This window comes from Microbacterium sp. T3-8, from assembly GCF_055398145.1.
On record NZ_AP027918.1, the window covers coordinates 481,032 to 504,187 of the forward strand.

Here is a 23,156-nt window from a genome sequence, read left to right on the forward strand (position 1 = left end):
GCGCAAATTCGGGTGCGGATAGACTCGGCGCATGGCTGACGACGAGACCGCGGCGGATGCCGAGTGGATGACCTCGGCGATGCTCAAGGCGTTCGCGAATCCGCTGCGCCGCCGCATCCTGCGCCTGTTCTCGCGCCATGAGCACCTGCGCGCGGCCGACATCGCCGCCGAGCTCGAGGTGCCGGCCAACAGCGTCAGCTTCCACCTGCGGGCACTGGCGGATGCCGGGCTCATCGTCGAAGCGCCCGAACACGCGCGCGACCGCCGCGACCGCGTGTGGACGAGTCGCAAGGGGGCGCTCAACGTCGGTGGCCCCGAGAACCCCGTCGTCGACGAGGCTCTCGGAACCGCCGTGATCTCGGCCATCGCCGAAGAGCATCAGGACCTGTTCCGCCGCGTGATCGCGTGGACGCCCGAGTATGTCGCCGGGCGCACGGCCGAGGTGCACGCGACCTTCTCGCAGCGCACGATCCGGCTCACCGAGGCCGAGTTCGAGAAGGCCATGATCCGTGTGAACGACGTGCTCGATGAGGCGCAGAAGGCGCACGACGACGCCGACCCCGCCGGTCGCCACTGGCAGATCGACGTGATCGGCGCCGACGACACGATCTGATCGAAGTTGTGCGGGGTGGGACCCTTCGACAGGCTCAGGGACCCAGTACGTGTGCGGGGCTACTGGGTTGCTGAGCCTGTCGAAGCATCCCCCATGCGGGAGGCCCGGCGCTACGGCTTCGCGCGGCGGAAGGCCAGGAACGAGATCGCGGCGAGGATCGCGGCCGCGAGCAGTCCCCACAGTGCGATGCCGAGCGCGCCGGCGTCGAGGAACGCGGCGCCGACCTCCCCCCAGAGCTCGAGCCGAGTGGCCAGGAAGGCCAGGCCGATGAGCACGAGCGACAGCCCGACGCTCACGATCGTGAGCACCGTCGGTCCCCAGCTCTTGTAGATCGTCGCTCCGGTGAAGCCGATCACGAAGAGGAGCAGGGCCAACGCGAAGTAGACCGTGAACGCTCCGAGCGGGCCGGCCTCCCAGAGCCACGGAAGGTAGAACACGTAGCCGTTGATGCCGTAGCCGTCGGTGAGGGTCTCGATCGCACCACCGATCAGGAAGATGATGCCGAGGAAGGTGCTGCCGAGAACCGCGGTGAGGAGAGTTCCGACGAAGAACTCCCGGCGCGTGACGCTCATCGCCTGGGAGAACGGGAACGTGAGCGTCATGGACGACAGGCCGAGCGCGAAGAAGTACCAGAGCGGGGCCTGCCCGCCTCCGCCGTACTTGGGGCCCGAGGTCGGGATCATCGCGTAGATGAGCACCGAGATCACGACGGCGGATCCGAGGATGATCAGCGGCACCCAGACGAAGGTCTGCCGGTTGATGAGCTGCAGGCGGACGACGTTGAGCGTGCGTCGCATCAGAGTGCCCCTTCCTTCACGGCCGAGGGGATCTCGGCCTTCTGGGTGAGTCGGACGATCAGCTGCTGGAGAGAGACGGGCGCGAGGTCGAGCCCGAGTCCGGTGACCTCGGCGCGTTCGGCGGAAGAGAGGGCGCCGAGCACGGTGACGGATGCCACGCGCCCGAGCGACTCGCGATGGAGGACTTCCCGGTCGCCGACCCAGGAGTCGACGGCGGCGGCGTCGCCGACGACGGTCACGGCACGGTCGCGCACGGCATCCGTGTCGTCGTTGAGGAGGATGCGCCCCTGGTCGATCACGATGACCTTCTCGATGAGGTTCGACACCTCGTCGATCAGGTGCGACGACAGGATGATGGTGCGCGGGTGTTCGGCGTAGTCCTCGATGAGGCGGTCGTAGAAGATCTGCCGGGCGACGGCGTCGAGCCCCAGGTAGGGCTCGTCGAAGAACGTCAGCTCGGCGCGCGAGGCGAGCCCGATGATGACTCCGACCGCCGAGAGCTGGCCGCGCGAGAGCTTCTTGATCGTCTGCTTCATGGGCAGCTGGAACTCGGCGATGAGTTCGTCGGCGAGGGCCTGGTCCCAGTTCGGGAAGAACAGGCGGGCGGCCGTGAAGGCGTGCCGCGGGTAGGCGTCGTCGGGGTACTTCTGACTCTCGCGCACGAAGCAGATGCGGCTGAGCACGCGGGAGTTCTCGTACGGGTGCTCGCCGAACACCCGCACCGAGCCCGAGGTCTCGAAGTTCTGGGCGGTGAGGATCGACATGAGCGTCGTCTTGCCGGCGCCGTTGCGACCGAGGAGGCCGTAGATGTGGCCGCCCTCGAGCGAGAGCGACACGTCGTCGAGCGCCCGGGTGTCCTTGTAGCGCTTGGTGAGGTTCTGCACCTCGATGACGGTGGTCATGCGGGGGTCTTCCCTTCTCGTGCGGTGGGGGTTCGTGCCGCGCGCTCGGCGAGCAGCGCGGCGAGGTCGTCGGCGTCGAGACCCAAGGTGCGGGCCTCGGAGATCAGCGGATCGATGTACCGGTCGGCGAAGGCGGCGCGACGCTCGCCGAGGAGGCGCTCGCGGGCGCCGTCGGCGACGAACATGCCGATCCCGCGGCGCTTGTAGATGACGCCCTTGTCGGTGAGCATCGCGACTCCTTTCGCTGCGGTGGCGGGGTTGATGCGGTAGAACGCGGCGAGCTCGTTGGTCGAGGGCGCCTGGGCCTCCTCGGCCAGCGAACCGTCGACGATCGAGTCCTCGATCTGCTCGGCGATCTGGAGGAAGAGGGGCTTGCCTTCTTCGATCACGCGTCCTCCATGGGTTAGGGGGTTACTTACATGACTAACTAACCCCCTAACCGGGAGTGTTGTCAACCCCTCGGTCGCGTAGATTCGTAAGGACCCCCGACGAACCCCACGCGAAGGACACCCCATGGCACGGCTTCAGGACGGGTGGGGCGACGAGCGCCTCACCGCACGCGACAAGGGAATCCCCGACCGAGCGATCGGGCTGACCGTCGACGAGTTCCTCGCGACCGGGCCCCGGCTGTCGGAGTTCTGGACGCCGATCATCGCGCTCGACGACGCAGCGATGCGCCACAACCTCTCGGTGATGGCCGACTGGACCTCCGCCCGAGGCCTGCAGCTCATGCCCCACGGCAAGACGACCATGGCCCCCGCGCTCTGGCAGCGTCAGCTCGACATCGGATGCCCCGGCATCACCCTCGCGACCATGGGGCAGGTGCGCACCGCCCGCACTTTCGGCCTCGACAGCGTCATGCTCGCGAACGCCGTCGTCGACGCGCGCTCGCTGCGGTGGCTCGCGGGCGAGCTCGCCGACCCCGACTTCCGCTTCGTGAGCTGGGCCGACTCCCTCGAGACCGTCGACGCGATGGAGCGCACCCTGCGTGAGACGGGTGTGCCGCGTCGGGTCGACGTCTGCGTCGAACTGGGAGCCGAGGGCGGGCGCACCGGCGCCCGGAGCGTCGAGGCGGCGATCGAGATCGGGCGTCGGATCGCGGCATCCGATGTGCTCCGCCTCGCCGGCGTCGGCGGCTACGAGGGTGCGCTCGGGCACGACCGATCGGATGCCGCGCTCGCCGCCGTCCGCGCCTACCTGGCCGACCAGCTCGTCGTGCACGAGGCCCTCGGCGACCTCTACGACGAGGGCGATGTCTTCGTCACAGCGGGCGGCAGCGCCTATTTCGACCTGGTCGCCGAGGTCTACGCGCCCGCGATCGCCCGCGACTCCCGCACGCGGTTCACGCTGCGTTCGGGCGCGTACATCGTGCACGACGACGGCTTCTACCGCGGCATCTCGCCTCTCGACGAGACGTTCCCCGGCACGGAGGCGGGCGGGGCGTTCCGCTCGGCGATGCGCGGCTATGCGCGGGTCGTCTCGCACCCCGAGCCCGCGCTCGCCCTGCTCGACGGCGGCAAGCGCGACTTCCCCTTCGACGAGGGGCTGCCCGTCGTGCACGGGCTCGCCGGAGAACTCGGTGAGGCGCTCGCGCCGCTCGCCGGGGCATCCATCACCGCGATGAACGACCAGCACACGTTCGTGCGCGGCGCGGACGTCGCGATCGGCGATGTCGTCGCCCTCGGCCTCTCGCACCCGTGCACCGCGTTCGACAAGTGGCACTTCCTGCCCGTCGTCGAGTCGGCCGAGTCGGACCGCGTCGTGGAGCTCGTGCGCACGTTCTTCTGAGGGCTCTCTCGTGGTGGGCCCTTCGACCGGCTCAGGGGCCCAGTTCCTGAACCCTGGGTCGCTGAGCCTGTTGAAGCGTCCCGGACCCCGGCTCAGGGACCCAGTTGCTGGTGTCGAGACCCAGCACCCGCGTCGAGACCCGCCACTCGCACGAAGTGTCTCTGTAGGGAGAGCTGCCGGAGCGCCACCCGGAGGGCCGCGGGGGAGAGAATCTCGGCCGAAGTAAGCGCAGCGCGTCCGAGAATCTCGGCGGAGACGGGCCCCACGCAGTGGGGCTTGCGCGCAGACAGATCGACCGGAAAATACCGCAGGCTTCACGGTGTTCGAACGCGCGGCCGCGCGTTCGAACACCGTGGCCGGCGGCGCCGGCCTCCGCTCAGCTGAACAGCGAGGAGATCGTCGCGGCGATCTTCCCCATCAGGGCGACCCGGTCGACCGTGGCAGCCCACGCCCACCGGTCGCGGATGCCGTCGACGAGCAGCTGCACGCACATGCGCTCGAGCAGCTGCATGAGCAGCCGGCGGATGCCGTCGATGAGACGGCGGCGCCACACGCCACGGCGTCGACGTCGGGCGCGAGCTCGACGGGTGGCTAGGGATGCGCGAGTGAGGTTGTTCATGTTCGTGATGCGCCGGTCGGGGCCGGTGGAACAACCTTCGGGGGACTGGGAACTGATGCCGTTTTCGTGGGTCATGCACGCCATGTACGAGGCATCGAGGAATTTTGGTGAGGTCCGGCTGTCCAACCTGGTGGGCGAGTAGAGCCGTGACGGAGCTCGGGTCGTCCACAGGTGGTCAGGGGGTGACTCCGCGGCGCCACAGGCGCACGGTCCGATACCTGGCCCACGGGCGAAACAGACAGTGCGCCAAATGACGAAGCCCCCGGCCAGACGGCCGGGGGCTTCGCTGAACGAACGTGAGAGTTGGCTCAGGTTTCAGTACTTGGGCGGGTCAGCAAGACGCCCAGGTTCCCTGGGGCAAGTTCACCGGAGGGGTGTACGAGTGCTGACCCGGTGCGAGCGTCGCGCAAGGCATCCACGTCATGCCGGGGTAGCTCACCCGGTGCTTGATCTTGATGGTGTAGGTGTTGCAGTTCTGAGTGTTGAACCAACCGAACTCCCAATAGGCACGCACGCCGCTGTTCTGCTGCGAGCAGGGGCCAGTCGGTCCGCGGAGGGTGTCGTCGGCGGGGACACTCACGGTCGTTGCGGGTTCTGCTACGGGTGCGGCAGCAGCAGGCGCGACCGTTCCGAACATGGCGAGGGCGCCGATGCCCACGGCCGCGAGAACCTTCGCGGGCGTCCATTGGGAGTTCAACTTCAAACGCATACTTATCTACGGTCTATTGACTGAATATTCAATCGATTTTGAATATCACTCAACAACATACCGACGCATGCAGGAGATTCATAGGTTGAATTTTGAAGCGACTTCGGTTATCAGAGAAGCAGCGCTACACCCCGGGATCATCGCTTGGGCTTGAGCGCCCGGATGAGGACTGTGACTTGCCAGCCCGCGACGCAGAGCTCGGAAATCGCGACTGCCCACGCGACGTGGGGCACGGATTCGAGCACGGCAAACAGCACGATCAGCGGTGCCCCGACACCCGCCCCGATCAGCGTCGACACGGCGAGCGTGCGGACTTTCCCCACGGCGATGAGGCAGGCATAGCCGACGAGGGCGGAGGTGCCGATGCCGATGAAAGCGACGCCGAACGGGATCGAGAGCTCGAGCGGGACGTGCAGGTTCCCGGCGGTCAGCAGGGGCGAGATCACGGGGGAGAGGAACGTGATCGCGATGCCTCCGACGACGCCGAGGAAGACGCCCGTATATGTCGCGATGCGCGCGCGACGGGGCAGGTCGTCGGGGTCGACGGGCACCCAGCTTTGGAAATACTGCTGAATGGGCTGGAGTGCGATCGACGCGTACTTGAACAGTCGATCGGCGATCGCGTAGAGCGGTTGCATCGCCGGGACGAACGTCTGCACCGCGATCATCGGCAGCGAGACGTACAGGCTCGTGGTCAGCGAGGCGGTCGCCGCGTGACGCTGCGCCTGCAGAGTGGCAAGGAAGCGGGCCGGCGGGGTCGATCGCGTGGGCGCTCCGCGGAGGATGACCACGGCGTCGATGACGACGGCAGCCAGGAACCCCAGCCCCTGCCCGAAGAGGTACATCCACCCCTCTCCGCTGATCATCGCGAGCACGACGCCGAGAACGTTCCCGACCATCATGGGCACGGTGTCACAGAGGAACAGGCGCAAAGGCCGCCCTTCACCGATGAAGTACCACGCCCCGCCCAGCGACGGCAGGAGGTATGCGGCCGCGCCGATGACCGCGACCGGGAGGTCACCACGGGACAGCAGGAACAGCAGCGCCGCGGTGAACGGGAGGGTGATGACGTAGAGAATCGCTCGGATGCGCAGAGAGTCTCGATAGAGGGCATGCCGGTCGTGGACGGGAGTGCCGGCGATCATCGCGGCGCCCGTTGCACCCCACCCGTAACCGACCAGGATTCCCGCCATCTGCCCGACGGTCTGCACCAGGACGAGCCGACCCCAGTCGGTCGGACCCAGGCTGAGATTGAGGAGCCAGAGGGCGATCAGCCCGAGCAACGTGGACAGGCCCACACTCAACGAGAAACCACCAATGCGACCTAGAGCCGAGGTTCCCCGGGGCCGCTCGGAAAGGTCGCTACGCCGATCATCCGTGTCCTCGAGCCTCGACGTCATACGTCGATGTTCGCATGAACGAGCGACACGCGACTGAGACGTCCACCAGGCGCACACGTCCGTCCTGTGCACGAAACTGGCCGTCGACGCATCCGGGGGACAAGATCGAGGGCCAGCGGATCGAGTCTGTTCGCTCGGATGCTCTGGGCGTGTTCGGGGTGATTGGGGGACGAAGCGGTCGAGCAGGGGCCGGACGTCCAGGGATGGCAGCAGCGATTTCGCGAGTAGACCGAGTTCCTTCATTACGCCTGCGTCGGTGGGTTCCTCGAGGGCGATCCAGATGTGGCGGCCGCTGGTCGGCCCGGACTAGGCGATCAGGTGGTCGATGCGCAGCTCGTCCAGCCACAGCGACAGCCTGTCGGCATCGCGTACCGCGTTGCCGTGGCCGGCGTCGAGGTCGAAGGTGAGGTAGTCGTACTGTTCGCGATCGCCCGAGAGGTACATCGTTCGTGGGGCGGGCGCGCGATGGGGCACTCCGACAGGCTCAGAGACCCAGTTGCGTGGTGTCGAAACCCACCGCGCGTATCGAGACCCACCGCTCGCCGCATCGCTACCGACGGGTTTCGCACACTAGAAGCGCGGGAGAAGGGTGTCAAGAGCCCTTCGTCGGTTCCTGAGCGAGGAGCGCAGCGACGAGACGGAGGGCCCCGCGTACAGTGAACAGGTGCCGGAGTTCCCCTACAGCCGCCTGCGTCGCTGGCCCGATGTCGAGGCCGAGAACCTGCAGGCGCACGACGCGACCGACCTGCTCCTGACCGAGCGTGCGCTCGCGCTCGTCGCGGAGCGCGGTGTCGCGGGCCCGGAGATCGCGGTCATCGGCGACGAGTACGGGGCGATCACGCTCGCCTTGACGGATGCCGGGCTGCGCGGCATCCGCGTGCACCAGGATCTGGCGACCGGTCGCCGTGCGCTCGACCGCAACGCCGCCGACCTGGGGATCGACGGCTTCGTCGCGCACGAACTCGACAGGTCGCTGCTCGACGGCGCGCGACTGGTGCTGCTGCAGCTGCCGAAGGCGCTCGCCGAGCTCGAGGAGATCGCGGATGCCGTGGCCCGCTGGGCCGCCCCCGATGCGGTGCTCGTCGCCGGCGGGCGCGTGAAGCACATGGCCATCGCGCAGAACGAGGTGCTCGGGCGCAGCTTCGGCGTCGTGCAGGCGCAGCGCGCCGAGCGGAAGTCGCGACTCGTCATCGCGTCGGAGCCGAAGGAAGTGCCGGTCGCGCCGCCTTTCCCGGTGACGGCCACGCATGACGGGTTGACGCTCGTCGCGCACGGCGGGGCGTTCGCCGGGGCGAAGCTCGACATCGGGACGCGGGTGCTGCTCGACGTGCTGCGGGGTGGGGCCCTTCGTCTCGCTTCGCGGTCCCTGAGCGAGGAGCGCAGCGACGAGACGAAGGGCGCTCAGGAACCGACGAAGGGCGCTCAGGTCCTCGACCTGGGCTGCGGCACCGGAGCCCTCGCCGTCTCGTACGCCCGGGCGCACCCGGATGCCCGCGTGATCGCGACCGATCGCTCGGCCGCAGCCGTCGCCTCCGCCCGTGCGACCGTCGTCGCGAACGGCGTCGCCGACCGGGTCACGGTGACCCACGACGATGCGGCCTCCGAGGTGCCGACGGCATCCGTCGACGTCGTGCTGCTCAACCCGCCGTTCCACCTCGGCGCGAGCGTTCACACGGGCGCGGCGACGCGCCTGTTCGAGGCATCCGCTCGTGTGCTCCGACCCGGCGGAGAGCTCTTCACGGTGTTCAATTCGTCACTCGGATACCGGGCCGAGCTGACCCGTCTGGTCGGCCCGACCGAGCAGCTGCACCGCACGCCGAAGTTCACGGTGACGCGCAGCATCCGTCGCCCGCGCTGAGGGGTCAGAACACGCCGCGATCGGATGCCGCCGTGCGGCGTGTCTCGACCCCTCAGGGGGCACGAGAAACGCGCGCGGCACGCCCGCTCGAGATTCGCTAGATGCCCGAGCAATTCCCCGGTCAGCACGCGATTCTATGAGTATGCCGATAGACCGGATTTGCCCCTGACCGGCCATTTCGTTACGTTGGTCTGTGGGCCTGACGGCCCGAAGACCAGTCCGCGACCACGTCCTTCTTTCGATGAGCTGTGCTGCGAAGAGGCGTGGACGTACGGTCGTTGCTCTATCGCGGTGGATCCGAAATCCGCCGTCCGTGCCGCCACAGCAGACATGTCGAACGGCCTCGAGAGCATCACCCGGGCGTAACCGAAGCAGGCTCAGCCACCCGAAGGCGAGCCGCAGGGGAAACGTGTCCGAAACCGTTCTAGAAGCGCGCAATCTTTTCAAGGTGTTCGGGAAGAATCCGAACCAGGCCGTCCGCCGGCTGAAGGCGGGCGAGAGCCGAACGCAGGTCGCCGAGGCGGGAACCGCCGCCGTCATCGACGCCAGCTTCACCGTCAACCGCGGTGAGATCTTCGTCATCATGGGGCTCTCCGGCTCCGGCAAGTCCACCATCATCCGCATGCTCAACGGCCTGCACCCCGCCACCGACGGATCCGTCACGGTGAACGGCGACCCGATCACCGGCATCCCGGCGTCGCGTCTGCGCGAGATCCGCCGCGACCGCGTGTCGATGGTCTTCCAGCACTTCGCCCTGCTGCCGCACCGCACGGTCGCCGCGAACGTCGCCTACCCGCTCGAGCTCAAGGGCGTCGCCAAGGCCGAGCGCCTCGCGAAGGCCGAGGAGATCCTGTCGCTCGTGGGCCTCGAGGGCCAGGGCGAGAAGCTGCCCTCCGAGCTCTCGGGCGGAATGCAGCAGCGCGTCGGCATCGCCCGCGCGCTCGCCGCCGACAGCGACATCCTGCTGATGGACGAGGCGTTCAGCGCCCTCGACCCGCTCATCCGCCGCGAGATGCAGGAGCAGCTGCTCGAACTGCAGCAGAAGCTGCACAAGACGATCGTGTTCATCACGCACGACCTCAACGAGGCGATGTTCCTCGGCGACCGGATCGCGGTCATGCGCGACGGCCGCATCGTGCAGATCGGTACGCCGGAAGACATCCTCACCGACCCGGCCAACGACTACGTCGAGCAGTTCGTGCAGGACGTCGACCGTGCCCGCGTGCTCACCGCCGGCAACGTGATGGAGCGTCCGCGCCCCGTCGTCGCCGAGGGAGCCGGCCCGCGCACCGCGCTGCGCCAGATGCGCGACGCCTACATGTCGGCGACCTATGTCGTCGGCCGCGACCGCCAGCTCGTCGGCATCGTGACCGACCGGGATGCCGTCAAGCTCGTGCGCAAGGGCACCTCGACCCTGCGCGACATCATCAAGCCCGTGCCGCAGAGCGTGAGCGAGGACGAGGTCCTCATGAATCTGTTCGTGCCCGCGGTCGAGTCACCGCTGCCCCTCGCGGTGACGGATGCCGCCGGCCGACTCGCCGGTGTCATCCCGCGCGTGACCCTGCTCGCGGCCCTCGGCCCCGGCCCCGGTGCGACGGGCGAACTCACGCTGCCCCTGCTGCCGATGCCGCAGGCCGAGATCGACGCCGTGCTCGACGACGGCTGGACGGCGGAGCCCGCGACGGGATCCGATGCGTCGGCCGTAGGGGAGGTGCGCTGATGGACTTCCGCATTCCCCTCGGTACGTGGGTCGCTGCCGGTGTCGACTGGATCAAGGACAATCTCGACGGTTTCCTCGGTGCGATCTCGTTCGTCGTCTCGTTCCTCGTCGACGGTCTGACGCGCGCGCTGCTCAGCCCGCACTTCATCGTCATCATCGTGATCGCCGCGCTCATCGCGTGGCTGGTGCGTTCGTGGCAGCTCGCGATCGGCACGGTCGTGTCGTTCGGTCTGATCGTCGCGATGAACCTCTGGGTGCCCGCGATGCAGACGCTCGCGCTGGTGCTCGTCGCCGCCGTGATCGCCGTCGTCATCGCGATCCCGCTCGGCATCTGGTCGGCCCGCAACGCCACCGTGCGTGCGATCCTCAAGCCGGTGCTCGACTTCATGCAGACGATGCCCGCCTTCGTCTACCTGATCCCGGCGATCGTGTTCTTCAGCATCGGCGTCGTGCCGGGCCTCGTCGCGACCGTGATCTTCGCACTGCCTCCGGGCGTGCGACTGACCGAGCTCGGCATCCGCGGTGTCGACTCCGAGACGGTCGAGGCCGGGCAGGCGTTCGGCGCCAAGCCGGGCCAGATCCTGCGCGGCATCCAGCTGCCGCTCGCGATGCCGACCATCCTCGCCGGCGTCAACCAGGTCATCATGCTCGCCCTGTCGATGGCGGTCATCGCCGGCATGGCGGGCGCCGACGGCCTCGGAAAGCTCGTCGTCGAAGCGATCTCGACCATCAACATCGCCAAGGGCGTCGAGGCGGGTCTGGGTGTCGTGCTCATCGCCGTCTTCCTCGACCGCGTGACCGCGGCGCTGGGCACGCTGGGGGAGAACCCGTCGTCGCTGCTCGGCATGCTCGCGCGTCGCAAGGCGAAGCAGCGCGGTGCCACGGCATCCGCTTCGTCGTCCGGTTCGACGGATGCGACGGATGCCGCCGACGAGGCCGAGCGCCACGTCGCGTCGCCGCACCGCGCCCCGGTCACCACCGCCTGACGTCTTCCCTTCCGAAGCACCACTGCAGTACCCGCAACACAGCACACATCCATACGTGACGAGAGAGATACACATGAAGAAGAAGCTCCTGACCATCGCGGCGATCGGCGCCGCAGCATCCCTGACGCTCGCCGGTTGCAGCGGCGACGGCATGGGCGGCACCGGAGGCGGCTCCGACAGCGGCGACGCCGGCTCGGGCGACAAGGGCACGATCACGCTCGGATTCCTGCCGTCGTGGACCGACGGCCTGAGCACCGCGTACCTGCTGCAGGACCAGCTCGAGAAGATCGGCTACACGGTCGAGATGAAGACGCTCACCGAGGCCGGCCCGCTGTACACCGGCCTCGCGCAGGGTGACGTCGACATCTACCCGTCGGCCTGGCCCGAGCTCACCCACAAGTCCTACATGGACACCTACGGCGACGACATCGAAGACCTCGGCGCTTACTACGACAACGCCAAGCTCACGATCGCGGTTCCGGAGTACTCCGAGCTGAACTCGATCGAGGACCTCGTCGGCAAGGGCGCAGAGCTCGACGGCAAGATCTACGGCATCGAGCCGGGTGCCGGTCTCACCGCGCAGACCCAGTCGATGCTGCCCGAGTACGGCCTCGACAGCGAGTACGAGCTCGTCACCTCGTCGACCGCCGCGATGCTCACCGAGCTGAAGTCGGCGACCGACAAGCAGGAGGACATCGTCGTGACGCTGTGGCGTCCGTTCTGGGCCAACGACGCCTTCCCCGTGAAGGACCTCGAAGACCCGAAGGGTGCCATGGGCGACCCCGAGGCCCTGCACTTCCTGGGAACGAAGGGCTTCGCCGAGGAGTTCCCCGAGGCCGCGGAGCTGATCGAGCAGATCAAGCTCGACGACGCCCAGTACGGTTCGCTCGAGGACCTCGTCGTGAACGAGTACGGCGAGGGCAAGGAAGCCGAAGCGGTTGACGCATGGCTCGAGGAGCACGGCGCGGACTTCGACTGGGTCGTCAGCTGATCTGACGCTCTGTCTCGCCCCGCGCTGCAACGCGATGGGCGGATATCTCGCCGATGGGCGGAGGATTCTTCTCGAATCCTCCGCCCATCGGTGTTTTCTCCGCCGGAACGATGATGCCTCGGGTCACCGCACCTTGCGGCGGTAGGCGAGCATCGCGAAGGCGTAGGCGACGATCAGGATGCCGACGCACCAGGCGAGGGCGACCCAGATCGCGGACCCCACGGGCTCGCCGGCGAACAGCGCCTGGATTGTGTTCACGATCGACGTGACCGGCTGGTTCTCGGCGAACCAGCGCACGGGCCCGGGCATCGTGTCGGTCGGCACGAAGGCCGAGCTGATGAACGGCAGGAAGATCAGCGGGTACGAGAACGCGCTCGCCCCGTCGACCGTCTTGGCGCTGAGTCCGGCGATGATCGCCAGCCAGGTGAGCGCCAGGGTGAACAGCAGCAGGATGCCGATGACCGCGAACCATGCTCCGACGCTCGCCCCGGTGCGGAAACCCATCAGGAACCCGACGCCGAAGATGATCGCCAGGGTGATGCCGTTCGCGACGAGCGAGGTGAGCACGTGCGCCCACAGCACGCTCGATCGGGCGATCGGCATGGAGTGGAAGCGCTCGAAGATGCCGCTCTGCAGGTCGGTGAAGAGCCGGAACGCCGTGTAGGCGATGCCCGACGCGATCGCGATGAGCAGGATGCCGGGGAGCAGATAGTTCACGTAGTTCTCCTGGCCGGTGCTCTGACGCAGAGCCCCGCCGAAGACGTACACGAACAGGAGCATCAGGGCGATCGGGGTGACCGCCGTGGTGATGATGGTGTCGGCGCTGCGGAAGATGTGCCGCATCGACCGGCCGGTGAGGGTCGCCGTGTCGGCGGCGAAGTGCGTGCTCATGCTGCGTCCTCCTTCGGGGCGCTCGGGCCGACCAGCGAGAGGAAGATCTCCTCGAGCGTCGGCTGCTTCTCGACGTACTCGACCTTCGCGGGAGGCAGCAGTGCCTTCAGCTCGGCGAGCGTGCCGTTCGCGATGATGCGGCCCTCGTGCAGGATCGCGATGCGATCGGCGAGCTGCTCGGCCTCGTCGAGGTACTGGGTGGTGAGCAGCACGGTGGTGCCGGTGTGCGCGAGGTCCTTCACGACCTGCCACACCTCGAGGCGGGCCTCGGGGTCGAGACCCGTGGTGGGCTCGTCGAGGTAGATGACTGCGGGGTCGCCGATGAGGCTCATCGCGATGTCGAGGCGGCGGCGCATGCCGCCGGAGTAGGTGCCGACCTTCCGGCCCCCGGCATCCGTCAAGCGGAAGCGGGCGAGCAGATCGTCGGCGATCCGTCCCGCGCCGGGCAGATGCCGCAGCTTCGCGACGAGCACGAGGTTCTCGCGTCCCGTGAGGATCTCGTCGACGGCGGCGAACTGGCCGGTCAGGCTGATCGTCTCGCGCACCTTCAGCGGGTCGCTCGCGACGTCGTGTCCACGCACGTTCGCCGTGCCGGCATCCGCCGTCAGCAGCGTCGAGAGGATGCGCACCATGGTCGTCTTGCCGGCGCCGTTCGAGCCGAGCAGGGCGAAGATCGACCCCGCCTCGACCTCGAAGTCGACGCCCTTCAGCACGTGGAGGTCCTCGTAGGACTTCTCGATACCGGTGACGGTGATCGCTGCGGTCATGACTCCTTCTCCTCGTCTCTCGCTTCGTCGACGGCCTTGATCAGGCGCGCCCGCTCCTTGTCGATCCACTGCACTCCGCCGTACGACTCGGCGTAGGTCTCGGCGAACTCGACGGGGTCGTCGCCCACGATCGCCGAGATCGGAGTGCCGTCGATCGCGGCCCGCTCCCACAGGTCGGCGAGGCCGAGGAAGATCTGCACCAGGGTGTCGCCGTCGGTGATGCCGCCGTAGTACATCGAGTAGCGGTGCTGGGCGTTCGCCACCGAGCGGTAGGGCTCGGGGAGGGCGTCGATCCGCTTCTTCGCGTCGCGGTACTGCTTCTTCTGCTCGAGCGATCCGGTGAGCGCTTCGATCCACTTCGCAGCCATGTCAGTTCTCCTCTTTCGTGGTGTGGGTGTCGTTCGTGTCGTTCGGGGTGTTCGTGTCGTTCGTGATCGCGGGGTTCAGGCCGTCGATCCGTCGCGCGAGCAGGTTCCAGGTCTTCCAGAACTCCGCCAGCTCGTGGGTGCCCTGCGCGTTGAGCGTGTACACCTTGCGGGGCGGGCCCTTCTCGCTGGGCACCTTCTCGACGTCGACGAGCCCGCGCTGCTCGATCCGCACCAGCAGCGCGTACACGGTGCCCTCGGCGGTGTCGGTGAAGCCGTGCTCGCGCAGGCGTGCGGTGATGTCGTATCCGTAAGCCGGCTGCTCGGCGAGGAGCGCCAGCACGATGCCCTCCAGGGTGCCCTTGAGCATCTCGGTCATCTGCTTGCCCATCAGGTTCGCCTCCCTCTCATCCGTCGGTACTCAGTGATACTGGGTACCGGTACAAAGTAACACTAGGTACCGGTACTTAGCAACACTGAATACCGGTTACATCGTCAGACACCGGTCCCTGCCTCGTTGTTGATCAACGGGAAGGCGTCGATGGGGCGCCGCTGCCCGTCACAACTCCAGGGGGAGAAATGAAGTTCACGAAGATATCGGCGCTGGCCGGTGCGGCGACGCTGGTGTCGCTGCTGCTCACGGGGGTGGCGGCCGCACCGGCGACCGCGGCGCCCATCGATGCGACATGCGGTTACGCGGAAGAGGGCACCGGCGGCAAGTTCACCGACTCGATCTGCTGGTTCGATTTCGCCGGGTACGACCAGTCCATCGGCCTGACCGCGGAGGGGCAGCGGTTCGAGACCACGCTCGGCGAGTACGACATCGCCTACACGGTCACCCAGCGGCCCACGGGCATGGGGTGGCAGCCGCGCGGCGTCGAGGCGCGACCGTCGACCGACCCGTTCTTCCCGATGGGCAACTGGGACTACTACGACGGCATCCCGGGCCTGCCCTACCTCTACGCCAACCGCGGCGCCTCGTTCGGCTCGGTGCAGATCAACATCGTCGACGTCGAGGTCACGCTGAAGGGCGTGCCGGTGACCGGCTACGACCTGGTCACGGCCGCCCCCGAGACCCCCGACGCCATCGTCGGCTCGCTGGGCGAGCGGATCTTCTGGGACTCGGATCAGCCGCTCACGATGATCGACAGCACGACGCCGATCACCTCGGGCGGGGGATGCACGATCCCGCTCGCCGGCGACGGAACGCACGCCGCGGTGTGCAACCCGGCGAACGCCGGAACCACGAGCGCCTTCGGCACCATCCTGGCCGCTCCGTCGGCCACCGCGATCTCCGGCACGCTCTTCCTGAACTCGGCCGGTGAGCGCGAAGCGCTCGCCTTCGGCATCCGCACCTCCACGCTCACGCTCGAGAAGAGCGTCGACGGCCGCGTCGACCCGCTCGACTCGTTCGACGTGCAGGTCACCTCGCCGGAGGGCGTCGCCCTCGCGACCGCCACGACCGGCGCCGATGACACCGCCGCCACCTCCGCGACCACCGTGATCCCGAGCGGGGCGTTCACGCTCTCCGAGGCGGCCACGGCCGGAGCGCCGAGCCCGCTGGACTACTACGACGCGGCGTGGACGTGCACCAACAACACCGAGGGCAGCACCACCGTCCTCCCGAACGGCACCGATCCGGCGCAGCAGCTCACGCTCGCCGCGGGTGACTCGGTCGACTGCGTCGTGACGAACACCGCCAAGCAGGCGTCGCTCGGCCTCGTCAAGTCGGTCTCGCCCGCCACGGCATCCGTCGGCGACACGGTCGTCTACGACTTCGCCGTCACCAACGACGGCGCACTGCCCGTCGAGAACCTCGTGATCGATGAGACGACGTTCACGGGCACGGGCGAGCTGGGCGACATCGTCTGCCCGGTCACCACGCTCGCGGTCGGCGAGTCGACCACGTGCCAGGCCCCATACGTCGTGACCCAGGCCGACATCGATGAGGGCCTGGTCTCGAACGAGGCGACCGCGTCGGCCGGCGTGGTGGGCACCTCGGTGACCGTCGATGCGAACTCCTCGACCGCGCTGCTCGACACCCCGGGCACCGGACTGCTCGACGTCGTGAAGACGGTCGACAGCCCGACCGCGGCCGTCGGCGACACCGTGCTGTACACGCTGACCGCCACGAACGCGGGCACTCTGACGCTGTCGGACGTGGAACTCTCGGACGTCGACTTCACGGGCGCGACGCCCCTCGACGAGCTGACCTGCGACAAGAGCGCACCGGTCACGCTCGCTCCCGGTGAGACGCTCACCTGCACGGTCGAGTACGAGGCCGCGGTCGCCGATATCGGCACCGTCACCAACGACGCGAGCGGCACGGCGACCGATCCGCACGGCGAGCCCATCGCCGGGAGCGACTCGGCTTCGCTCTCGGTCGTCGCGGCGCCGGCGCTGCCCGAGACGCCGGATGCACCCGTCGCGCAGACCGGCGCGACCCTCGCCATCACCGGCGGCGACGCCCCGTGGCTCGTCGGCGGCGTGGGCGCGATCCTGCTCCTCGTCGGAGCATCCGTGCTGGCCTTCCGTCGCGCACTCCGGAGCTGATCCGCGCGCGACACGGAGCGCCTCGGACCTTCGGGTCCGGGGCGCTCCGTGCGTCGGGGCCGTACCCGGTCCTCCTCCGCTGCCGAGCCGTCGGGGCCCGCCCCGGCACAACGTCGGAGACTCGAGGAGACCCGCCGAGTCGACGGCATCCGTGGCCGGGGTGTCGGGTCGGATCTCCGAAGTCGTGCGGGCAGCGGGAGGTGAGGTGGTGGTGGTGCCGCCCGGCCGGACGGGCCAGAGTGGGGGACATGGCGTCGGCGGTCGCGTGGTCGTGGCGGAACGCCCTGCACGGGGCGGTGCTCGGAGTGCCCGCCGGGATCGCGATGCTCGCCGACCCCGTCGACGGCTTCACGACCGGGCTCACGCTCGCGGTCGGCGTGCTCCCGGCGGCCGGACTGGGAGTGGCGGCGACCCGGCCGCAGCGGGCGCGCGGCCTCGTGATCGGCGCCATCGCGGCGGCGGCGATCTTCGTCGGATCGGTGATCGGACGGATGCCGGCACTCGCCGTCTGCGTGATCTTCGTGCTCTGCGTGGCCGTGGCGCTGCTCGCCGCCGACCGCTCCCGTCGCCTCGCGACCCCCGTGCTCGTGCTCGGACTGCCGTTGATCGGCGTCGGGCTCTCGTTCGCCTCGATCAGCGACGGGGCGGGCGCCGCGCTGCTGATCCTCGCGGGCACCGTCTACGCGTTCCTCGTCTCGCTGCTCTGGCCGGCGCGGGAGTCCGCCGTGCGCCCCGTCGCCCCGCCCGCCACCCGCGGGGCGATGCTCGTGTACGGCATCCAGATCGGGATCGCGGGTGCGCTCGCCGCGGCGTGCGGCTTCGCCCTCGGCGTCGACCACCCGGGGTGGGCGTGCGTCGCGGCGCTCATGGTGAGCCGACCGGCGCATGCCGCGCTGGTGTCTCGGGGGTGGGGGCGCGCCCTCTCGGTGCTCATCGGGGCGGTGCTGGCCCTCGCGGTCGCCACCCTCTCGCCGCCGTCGGCCGTGTTCGCGGTGATCCTGGTCGCCGTGCTGACGGCGGCGACGGGCACCGCGGGCAGTCGCTGGTACGTGTTCCCGCTGTTCTCGACGGTGATCGTGCTGTCGCTCCTCATGGGTCCTGAGGGCGAGGCGCCCGCGCACTGGTTCCTCGAGCGCCTGGGTATGACCCTGCTCGGCATCGCCCTGGCCCTCGCCGCGGCGGCCGTGGTGCCGCGCGTGGCCGCACGACTTCGGAGATCGTGACGGATCGCTAGCGCCGCCGCCAGGGCAGCAGCCGGTCCCACACGCCGCGCGGGGCCTCGGCGACGACGGCCGGCGGCGGCACCACGAACTGCACGATCTCCTCGGCTCCGTGGTGCACGACCCGATACAGCGCGGTGCCGATCAGCACGCCCAGCGCGATCGACATGACCGAGACGAGAGCGGCCAGGAAGTCGGCGAGTCCGCTGTCGGTCGCGACCGCCTCGGTGAGCCCGACGAGCCCCGCGGCTCCCGGAACGAGCAGCCAGAACGCGGGCAGGAACGTGATCTGCGCCGGGGCGGCGTGGCGCAGCGAGGCGATCCAGAACACGACGAGCGTCATGGCGACCGCACCGATGAATCCGCCCATCGTCGCGCCGAGCAGCACAGACCCCGCCCACTGGCCGCTGTAGGCGGCGATCAGAGCGAGCAGCACCCAACCGAACGTCGACGCGGGCGCCGAGAAATGCAGGTAGTTGCCGAGGGCGAGGACCAGGATGCCGATGAGCGCCACCCACCACGGCAGGAAGGCGCTCGCGGCGAGGGGCTCGTAGGAGCGGGATTCGACGCCGATCACCGTGCCGGCGGCGAGGATGCCGAAGGCCAGCAGTGCGAGTTGAACGAAGCCGTAGACCAGCCTCGACGCCCCCGAGATCATCTGTCCCGCGGCGAGCTCGACGGTCGCGGTGGTGAGCACCCCGCCGGGCAGGAACGTCACCAGCGGCGCGATGAGCAGCCGGATCGGGTCGCCGATCTCGATCACCTCGGCGAGCAGGAACACCGCCGTCGCGCACACGAACGCGGCGGCGATCGGCAGCACGAGCTGCAGGGTGGGCGAGCGTACGAGCTTGAGCAGCCCGATCCCCGCACCCAGCACGAACGCGACGATCGCGCCCTGCCAGGTGGGGGTGAGCAGCAGCGCGAGGCCCGTCGTCAGCACGGCGTGACCGAACGTGCGGGTGACCCAGCCGAGGCGCGGGCGCATCGCGCCGACCTCGTTCAGGCGACGGATGCCGTCGAGCGGTGGCACTTCGCCGGCCCTGGCCCGCGCGATCAGCTCGTACAGCGCGGCGATCTGATCGAAGCGGAACGAGGCGTTCGTCGCAGAGCGGATCGCGACCCGCGACTCCTCGTCGTCGCCCGTCTCGACGAGGATGATCGTGGGTAGCACCACGAAGTCGGTGTCGTCGCCCCCGTAGGCGTCGGCCACCTCGGTCATGGTGTCGCGGATGCGGTCGACCGATTCGGCCGAGGCGTTCATCCCCTGCGCCAACCCGAGCAGGAACTGGCGCAGGGCCGATCGGTCGACGGCATCCGTCATGCCGCCGACCCGCCCTGCGCGTGCGCCGTCATGTCACGAGAACAAGAACGACAGCGTGACTCCGACGATGATCGCGACGCCGACGTACACGAGGTTCGGCAGCTGGAACGAGTGGTCGAAGACGTACTTTCCCATCTTCGTCGTGCCGGTCTGGTCGAACGCGACGGTCGCGACCTGGCTGCCGTTGGCGGGCAGCGTGTAGATGCCCATGGTCGACGGCCAGAGCCCCACCAGCAGAGGTGCGGGTAGGCCGATCGTGATGCCGATCGGTACGATCGCGTTGGTCGCACTCGACTGGCTGGTGGTGAGCATCGCGACAGCGAACAGCGCCAGCGCGAACAGCAGCGCCCCGAGGAACGCCGACGACCCCGAGACCACCGAGCCGAGCCCGTCGACGATGAGGGTCTGGTTCGCGGCGACGAAGGTGTTGGCGAGCCACGCGATACCGAAGAGGGCGATCGCACCGACGAGGCCGGCGGGGAACGTCGGCTGCTTCGGCACATCGGATGCCCTGACCTTGCAGAACACGAAGATCAGCGCCGCGATCACACCCATCACGACCTCGATGATCACGGTGACGCTGAGTCGCACCGGGTCGCCGGAGTCGTCGGTGCCGATCACCGGACGAAGGCCTTCGAAGAGTCCGAAGAACACGATCACGCCGACGCCGATGAGGAACAGCGCGGCGGAGAGCACCGCGGTCGGGGCGAGCTTGTTCTCGTGGGCATCCACCGTCGGCGGCTTGATCTGCTTGCCGGCCAGACGGCGCTGGAACTCGGGGTCGTCTTCGAGGTCCTTGCCGTGGCGCATCATGACGAGCGCGGCGACGAACAGGCCCGCGATGGATGCCGGCCACATGATGAGCAGCAGCCCACCGAGGTCGACGCCCTGCGGCGCGAGCAGCACCACCATCGACGCGGTGGCGGCCGAGACGGGCGAGCAGAGGATGCCGACCTGCGAGGCGACCGCCGAGACCGACAGCGCCCGTTCGGGGCGGATCTTCTGCTGGTACGACACGTCGTAGATCACGGGGAGCAGCGGGTAGAAGATGTTGCCGGTGCCCGCGCCGACCGTGAAGAGGAACGACATGGCGGGCGCGAGGAACACCACCGACTTCGGTTTGCGCCGGATCACCTTCGCCGCGACCGACACCATCCAGTCGATGCCTCCGGCCGCCTGCATCGTGGATGCCGCGGTGATGACCGTGATGACGATGAAGACGGCATCCACCGGGGCGTTGCCGGGTGCTTCGCCGAAGACGAAGATCAGCACGGCGACGCCGACGAGTCCCCAGACGCCCAGGCCGATCCCGCTCGTGCGGGTGCCCATGTAGATCGCGAGGATGACGACGATCAGCTGTGCGACGAGGATCCACACGTTGTCGTTCATGACGACGGCCCCCGCGTGATGGGGCCGGTGCCCGTGAGGATCTCGGTCGCGAGCTCGGTCTCGACGATGCGTCCGTCGATGGCCTCGACCCGCAGGGCCAGGGGGTTCTCGACCGGGCTGATCGCGGTGACGAAGTCGGCGTTCTCGAAGTGCAGCGACTGCAGGTTGCCGACCGCGTAGCCCGTCGCGAGCTCACCGCTCAGCAGCGAGTCGTGGAAGAGCGGGCGCCGCTGGTCCTCGGCGTCGTAGTGCGGGCAGAAGCTGCCGTGCAGGAACCCGAGTCCTTCGGGGAGCACCTGGAGGGTCGGACCGTAGCTGTCGGTGGTTCCGCCCTCGAACCAGCAGATGCCGCCGGCGCTGCCGCCCGTGAACACGACGTTCGAGTCGGGGTCCTCCCACATCTCGCGCATGATCTCGTCGAGGCCCTGCCGCTTCCACACGTCGAGCATGTTGGCGGTGTTGCCGCCGCCGACGTGGATCACGTCGAAGCCCTTCACGAAGCCGGCGAGATCGTCGACCGCGCGGTGGAAGAGCGGAAGGTGGTGCGGCGCGCACCGGTCGGAGTCGTACGTCGAGTAGAAGCTCACGATATATGCGGCGTCGTCTCCGGTCGCCGTGCCCACGAAGAGGACCCTCGGTCTCTTCTTGCGCGTGAGACCGAGGATGTAGTCGTGCGTCGGATCATTCCGACGCTCCATCATCGCCTTGCCCGCTCCGGTTGCCACCACATGAGACATGAGCCACCCCGCTCTCGACTGCAGATGCGGCCAAGATATCGGTGTGCCGGGGGTCCCGCTAGCCCATCTTTGAAAAGGCTGTGGGCGTGGTCAGCGGGGAAGGATCGCCGAGACCTGCGTACGGACGCCCTCGACGATCTGCGTGACGTCGACCTCGGCATCGCTGGACGCCATGGTGAGGAACATGATCGACGAGACCACCCGCGCCAGGGCCGAGGCCTCGGCGGCGGGGATGCTTGCGAGGCGGGAGAGGGTCTCGGCGAGAGCCTGCTCGGTCTCCCCGACGATGGCGAGCGCCGCGGCGTGATGCGGTTCGGTCGGGTCGCCGAAGACCATCTCTCGCAGGTAGGTGCGCCCGTTCTCGACCTGCACCCGATTGCACTCGATGATGGGCGTCGCCAGCGCCATCATGCCGTCGAGGGGCGTGCGGGCATCGGCGGATGCCGCGCGGCCGCGCTCGAGCGCGTCGGCGTAGTGCGAGTTCTGCACGAGCAGCAGGAGCTCGCCCTTGGTCTTGGCGTACAGGAACAGGGTGCCGGTGCCGATGTCCGCCGCATCGGCGATCTGCTGCGTCGTCACCTCGTCGACGCCGCGCTCGGAGAAGAGCTCGGCGGCCGCGGCCACGATGCGCTCGAGCTTCTGCTGCTTGTTCCGTTCGCGTCTTCCGACGGGTGCGCTCTCTGCGGGCACGAGACTCCCCTCGGAATAGATTCTGACCAGGCTCAGTTATGAGTTTAGTCGCGATCGTGCGGGCCACGAGCGACAGGAATCATTGTTCCACGAGCCGAAAGAAGTCCTGATGACCTCCCTCACCCACGCCGTCGTCCTCGTCACCGGAGCGAACGGAGGCATCGGAACGCATCTCGTCGAGCAGGCACTCGCCCGGGGCGCCGCGAAGGTCTATGCGACCGCCCGCCAGCCCCGCGAGTGGGCGGACCCGCGCGTCGTTCCGCTCACTCTCGACGTCACGGACCCGGCGTCGATCGCGGCCGTCGTCGCCGCGGCATCCGACGTCACCGTGCTCGTGAACAACGCCGGTGCCTCGACGCCCGCCCCCGGCATCCTCACCCACACCGACGAGGAGATCCGCCACAACGTCGAGACGAACTTCCTCGGACCGCTGTTCCTCGCTCGGGCCTTCGCCCCGCTGCTCTCGGCGCACGGCGGGGAGACCGCCATCATCGATATCCACTCGGCCCTGTCGTGGTACGCCGTCGCCGGCATCTACTCGGCGACGAAGGCGGCCCTCTGGTCGGCCACCAACTCGCTGCGGCTCGAGCTGCAGCCCGCCGGGGTGCAGGTCGTCGGCGTGCACGTCGGCTACGTCGACACCGCGATGGCGGCGCACGCCACCAGCCCCAAGCTCGACCCGGCCGACCTCGTCACCCAGATCTTCGACACGCTCGAGGCCGGCGGGTACGAGGTTCTCGCCGACCAGACCTCGGTGCAGGCCAAGGCCGGACTCTCGGCTCCGCTCGAGGTGGTCTATCCGCAGCTCGCGCAGGGCTGAGCCTTCTGCGACAAAGAGGG

At 68.6% G+C, this 23,156-nt stretch carries 24 protein-coding genes; 9 read left to right on the forward strand and 15 right to left on the reverse strand.

The annotated features are described in order from the left end of the window. Nucleotides 1-31 precede the first annotated feature (31 nt). Entirely contained in the window at nucleotides 32-613 is a 582-nt protein-coding gene (locus tag ACZ5Y9_RS02280) for an ArsR/SmtB family transcription factor (RefSeq protein ID WP_247623904.1), read from the forward strand. A 110-nt stretch (nucleotides 614-723) separates the two neighbouring features. On the opposite strand, the gene ACZ5Y9_RS02285 is transcribed toward ACZ5Y9_RS02280, so the two are convergent. The 3 genes from ACZ5Y9_RS02285 to ACZ5Y9_RS02295 are packed head-to-tail and all read right to left on the reverse strand — an operon-like array spanning nucleotide 724 to nucleotide 2,701. Beyond that, on the reverse strand, nucleotides 724-1,410 hold the full coding sequence (locus ACZ5Y9_RS02285) for a hypothetical protein (protein WP_464472146.1): 687 nt from the start codon (nucleotides 1,408-1,410) through the stop codon (nucleotides 724-726). Continuing rightward, entirely contained in the window at nucleotides 1,410-2,312 is a 903-nt protein-coding gene (locus ACZ5Y9_RS02290) for an ABC transporter ATP-binding protein (RefSeq protein WP_464472147.1), read from the reverse strand. Before ACZ5Y9_RS02290 ends, ACZ5Y9_RS02285 begins: the two co-directional genes overlap by 1 nt. Next, a complete protein-coding gene (locus ACZ5Y9_RS02295) occupies nucleotides 2,309-2,701 on the reverse strand; it encodes a GntR family transcriptional regulator (protein WP_404596874.1) in 393 nt (130 codons plus the stop codon). Before ACZ5Y9_RS02295 ends, ACZ5Y9_RS02290 begins: the two co-directional genes overlap by 4 nt. Before the next feature lie 124 nt (nucleotides 2,702-2,825). On the opposite strand from ACZ5Y9_RS02295, the gene ACZ5Y9_RS02300 reads away from it, so the two are divergent. Beyond that, the gene (locus ACZ5Y9_RS02300) at nucleotides 2,826-4,100 is read left to right on the forward strand and encodes a type III PLP-dependent enzyme domain-containing protein (RefSeq protein ID WP_464472148.1); all 1,275 of its coding nucleotides are present in this window, start codon (nucleotides 2,826-2,828) and stop codon (nucleotides 4,098-4,100) included. 376 nt (nucleotides 4,101-4,476) lie between these two features. Here ACZ5Y9_RS02300 and ACZ5Y9_RS02305 read toward each other — a convergent pair whose 3' ends face one another. The 4 genes from ACZ5Y9_RS02305 to ACZ5Y9_RS02320 all read right to left on the reverse strand — a co-directional run bounded on the left by ACZ5Y9_RS02305 (nucleotide 4,477) and on the right by ACZ5Y9_RS02320 (nucleotide 7,302). Further along, nucleotides 4,477-4,794, reverse strand: a complete 318-nt coding sequence (locus tag ACZ5Y9_RS02305; RefSeq protein WP_464472149.1) for a hypothetical protein — start codon at nucleotides 4,792-4,794, stop codon at nucleotides 4,477-4,479. 256 nt (nucleotides 4,795-5,050) lie between these two features. Then, on the reverse strand, nucleotides 5,051-5,422 hold the full coding sequence (locus ACZ5Y9_RS02310) for a hypothetical protein (RefSeq protein WP_464472150.1): 372 nt from the start codon (nucleotides 5,420-5,422) through the stop codon (nucleotides 5,051-5,053). 143 nt (nucleotides 5,423-5,565) lie between these two features. Next, nucleotides 5,566-6,828, reverse strand: coding sequence for a lipopolysaccharide biosynthesis protein (locus ACZ5Y9_RS02315; protein WP_464472151.1), 1,263 nt, complete (start codon nucleotides 6,826-6,828; stop codon nucleotides 5,566-5,568). 306 nt (nucleotides 6,829-7,134) lie between these two features. Further along, nucleotides 7,135-7,302 carry a hypothetical protein gene (locus ACZ5Y9_RS02320; protein ID WP_464472152.1) on the reverse strand — a complete coding sequence of 56 codons (168 nt, stop codon included), beginning with the start codon at nucleotides 7,300-7,302 and terminating at the stop codon, nucleotides 7,135-7,137. Between the two features lie 190 nt (nucleotides 7,303-7,492). Between ACZ5Y9_RS02320 and ACZ5Y9_RS02325 the strand changes: the two genes are divergently transcribed. From ACZ5Y9_RS02325 to ACZ5Y9_RS02340, 4 genes are all read left to right on the forward strand, one after another. After that, the gene (locus tag ACZ5Y9_RS02325; RefSeq protein ID WP_464472153.1) at nucleotides 7,493-8,686 is read left to right on the forward strand and encodes a class I SAM-dependent methyltransferase; all 1,194 of its coding nucleotides are present in this window, start codon (nucleotides 7,493-7,495) and stop codon (nucleotides 8,684-8,686) included. A gap of 409 nt (nucleotides 8,687-9,095) precedes the next feature. Beyond that, nucleotides 9,096-10,406, forward strand: a complete 1,311-nt coding sequence (locus ACZ5Y9_RS02330; RefSeq protein WP_247633296.1) for a quaternary amine ABC transporter ATP-binding protein — start codon at nucleotides 9,096-9,098, stop codon at nucleotides 10,404-10,406. After that, a complete protein-coding gene (locus ACZ5Y9_RS02335) occupies nucleotides 10,403-11,392 on the forward strand; it encodes an ABC transporter permease (protein ID WP_247624741.1) in 990 nt (329 codons plus the stop codon). The genes ACZ5Y9_RS02330 and ACZ5Y9_RS02335 overlap by 4 nt, the downstream gene beginning before the upstream one ends. A 73-nt stretch (nucleotides 11,393-11,465) precedes the next feature. Further along, complete coding sequence (locus tag ACZ5Y9_RS02340) at nucleotides 11,466-12,383, forward strand: glycine betaine ABC transporter substrate-binding protein (RefSeq protein ID WP_440747993.1); 918 nt, start codon at nucleotides 11,466-11,468, stop codon at nucleotides 12,381-12,383. A 123-nt stretch (nucleotides 12,384-12,506) separates the two neighbouring features. On the opposite strand, the gene ACZ5Y9_RS02345 is transcribed toward ACZ5Y9_RS02340, so the two are convergent. Genes ACZ5Y9_RS02345 through ACZ5Y9_RS02360 form a run of 4 tightly spaced genes read right to left on the reverse strand, consistent with a single transcriptional unit; the run spans nucleotide 12,507 to nucleotide 14,797 of the window. Then, on the reverse strand, nucleotides 12,507-13,274 hold the full coding sequence (locus ACZ5Y9_RS02345) for an ABC transporter permease (RefSeq protein ID WP_247623896.1): 768 nt from the start codon (nucleotides 13,272-13,274) through the stop codon (nucleotides 12,507-12,509). Then, a complete protein-coding gene (locus ACZ5Y9_RS02350) occupies nucleotides 13,271-14,041 on the reverse strand; it encodes an ABC transporter ATP-binding protein (RefSeq protein WP_464472154.1) in 771 nt (256 codons plus the stop codon). The genes ACZ5Y9_RS02345 and ACZ5Y9_RS02350 overlap by 4 nt, the downstream gene beginning before the upstream one ends. Then, the gene (locus ACZ5Y9_RS02355) at nucleotides 14,038-14,409 is read right to left on the reverse strand and encodes a DUF1048 domain-containing protein (RefSeq protein WP_247623894.1); all 372 of its coding nucleotides are present in this window, start codon (nucleotides 14,407-14,409) and stop codon (nucleotides 14,038-14,040) included. The genes ACZ5Y9_RS02350 and ACZ5Y9_RS02355 overlap by 4 nt, the downstream gene beginning before the upstream one ends. A 1-nt stretch (nucleotide 14,410) precedes the next feature. Next, nucleotides 14,411-14,797 carry a PadR family transcriptional regulator gene (locus ACZ5Y9_RS02360; protein ID WP_247623893.1) on the reverse strand — a complete coding sequence of 129 codons (387 nt, stop codon included), beginning with the start codon at nucleotides 14,795-14,797 and terminating at the stop codon, nucleotides 14,411-14,413. A 188-nt stretch (nucleotides 14,798-14,985) separates the two neighbouring features. Between ACZ5Y9_RS02360 and ACZ5Y9_RS02365 the strand changes: the two genes are divergently transcribed. Beyond that, nucleotides 14,986-16,959, forward strand: coding sequence for a DUF7507 domain-containing protein (locus ACZ5Y9_RS02365; RefSeq protein ID WP_464472155.1), 1,974 nt, complete (start codon nucleotides 14,986-14,988; stop codon nucleotides 16,957-16,959). Nucleotides 16,960-17,207: 248 nt separating this feature from the next. Beyond that, the gene (locus ACZ5Y9_RS02370; RefSeq protein ID WP_464472156.1) at nucleotides 17,208-18,182 is read left to right on the forward strand and encodes an FUSC family protein; all 975 of its coding nucleotides are present in this window, start codon (nucleotides 17,208-17,210) and stop codon (nucleotides 18,180-18,182) included. Between the two features lie 7 nt (nucleotides 18,183-18,189). On the opposite strand, the gene ACZ5Y9_RS02375 is transcribed toward ACZ5Y9_RS02370, so the two are convergent. The 4 genes from ACZ5Y9_RS02375 to ACZ5Y9_RS02390 form a co-directional block, all read right to left on the reverse strand. Beyond that, a complete protein-coding gene (locus tag ACZ5Y9_RS02375; RefSeq protein WP_464472157.1) occupies nucleotides 18,190-19,500 on the reverse strand; it encodes a threonine/serine exporter family protein in 1,311 nt (436 codons plus the stop codon). 33 nt (nucleotides 19,501-19,533) lie between these two features. Continuing rightward, on the reverse strand, nucleotides 19,534-20,889 hold the full coding sequence (locus ACZ5Y9_RS02380) for an anaerobic C4-dicarboxylate transporter family protein (RefSeq protein ID WP_464472158.1): 1,356 nt from the start codon (nucleotides 20,887-20,889) through the stop codon (nucleotides 19,534-19,536). Beyond that, nucleotides 20,886-21,626 (reverse strand): Type 1 glutamine amidotransferase-like domain-containing protein, encoded by a 741-nt coding sequence (locus tag ACZ5Y9_RS02385; RefSeq protein ID WP_464472159.1) that lies wholly within the window; start codon nucleotides 21,624-21,626, stop codon nucleotides 20,886-20,888. Before ACZ5Y9_RS02385 ends, ACZ5Y9_RS02380 begins: the two co-directional genes overlap by 4 nt. Nucleotides 21,627-21,716: 90 nt before the next feature. After that, nucleotides 21,717-22,316, reverse strand: coding sequence for a TetR/AcrR family transcriptional regulator (locus ACZ5Y9_RS02390; RefSeq protein ID WP_464472160.1), 600 nt, complete (start codon nucleotides 22,314-22,316; stop codon nucleotides 21,717-21,719). Nucleotides 22,317-22,425: 109 nt separating this feature from the next. Between ACZ5Y9_RS02390 and ACZ5Y9_RS02395 the strand changes: the two genes are divergently transcribed. Beyond that, the gene (locus tag ACZ5Y9_RS02395; RefSeq protein ID WP_464472161.1) at nucleotides 22,426-23,136 is read left to right on the forward strand and encodes an SDR family oxidoreductase; all 711 of its coding nucleotides are present in this window, start codon (nucleotides 22,426-22,428) and stop codon (nucleotides 23,134-23,136) included. Nucleotides 23,137-23,156 lie beyond the last annotated feature (20 nt).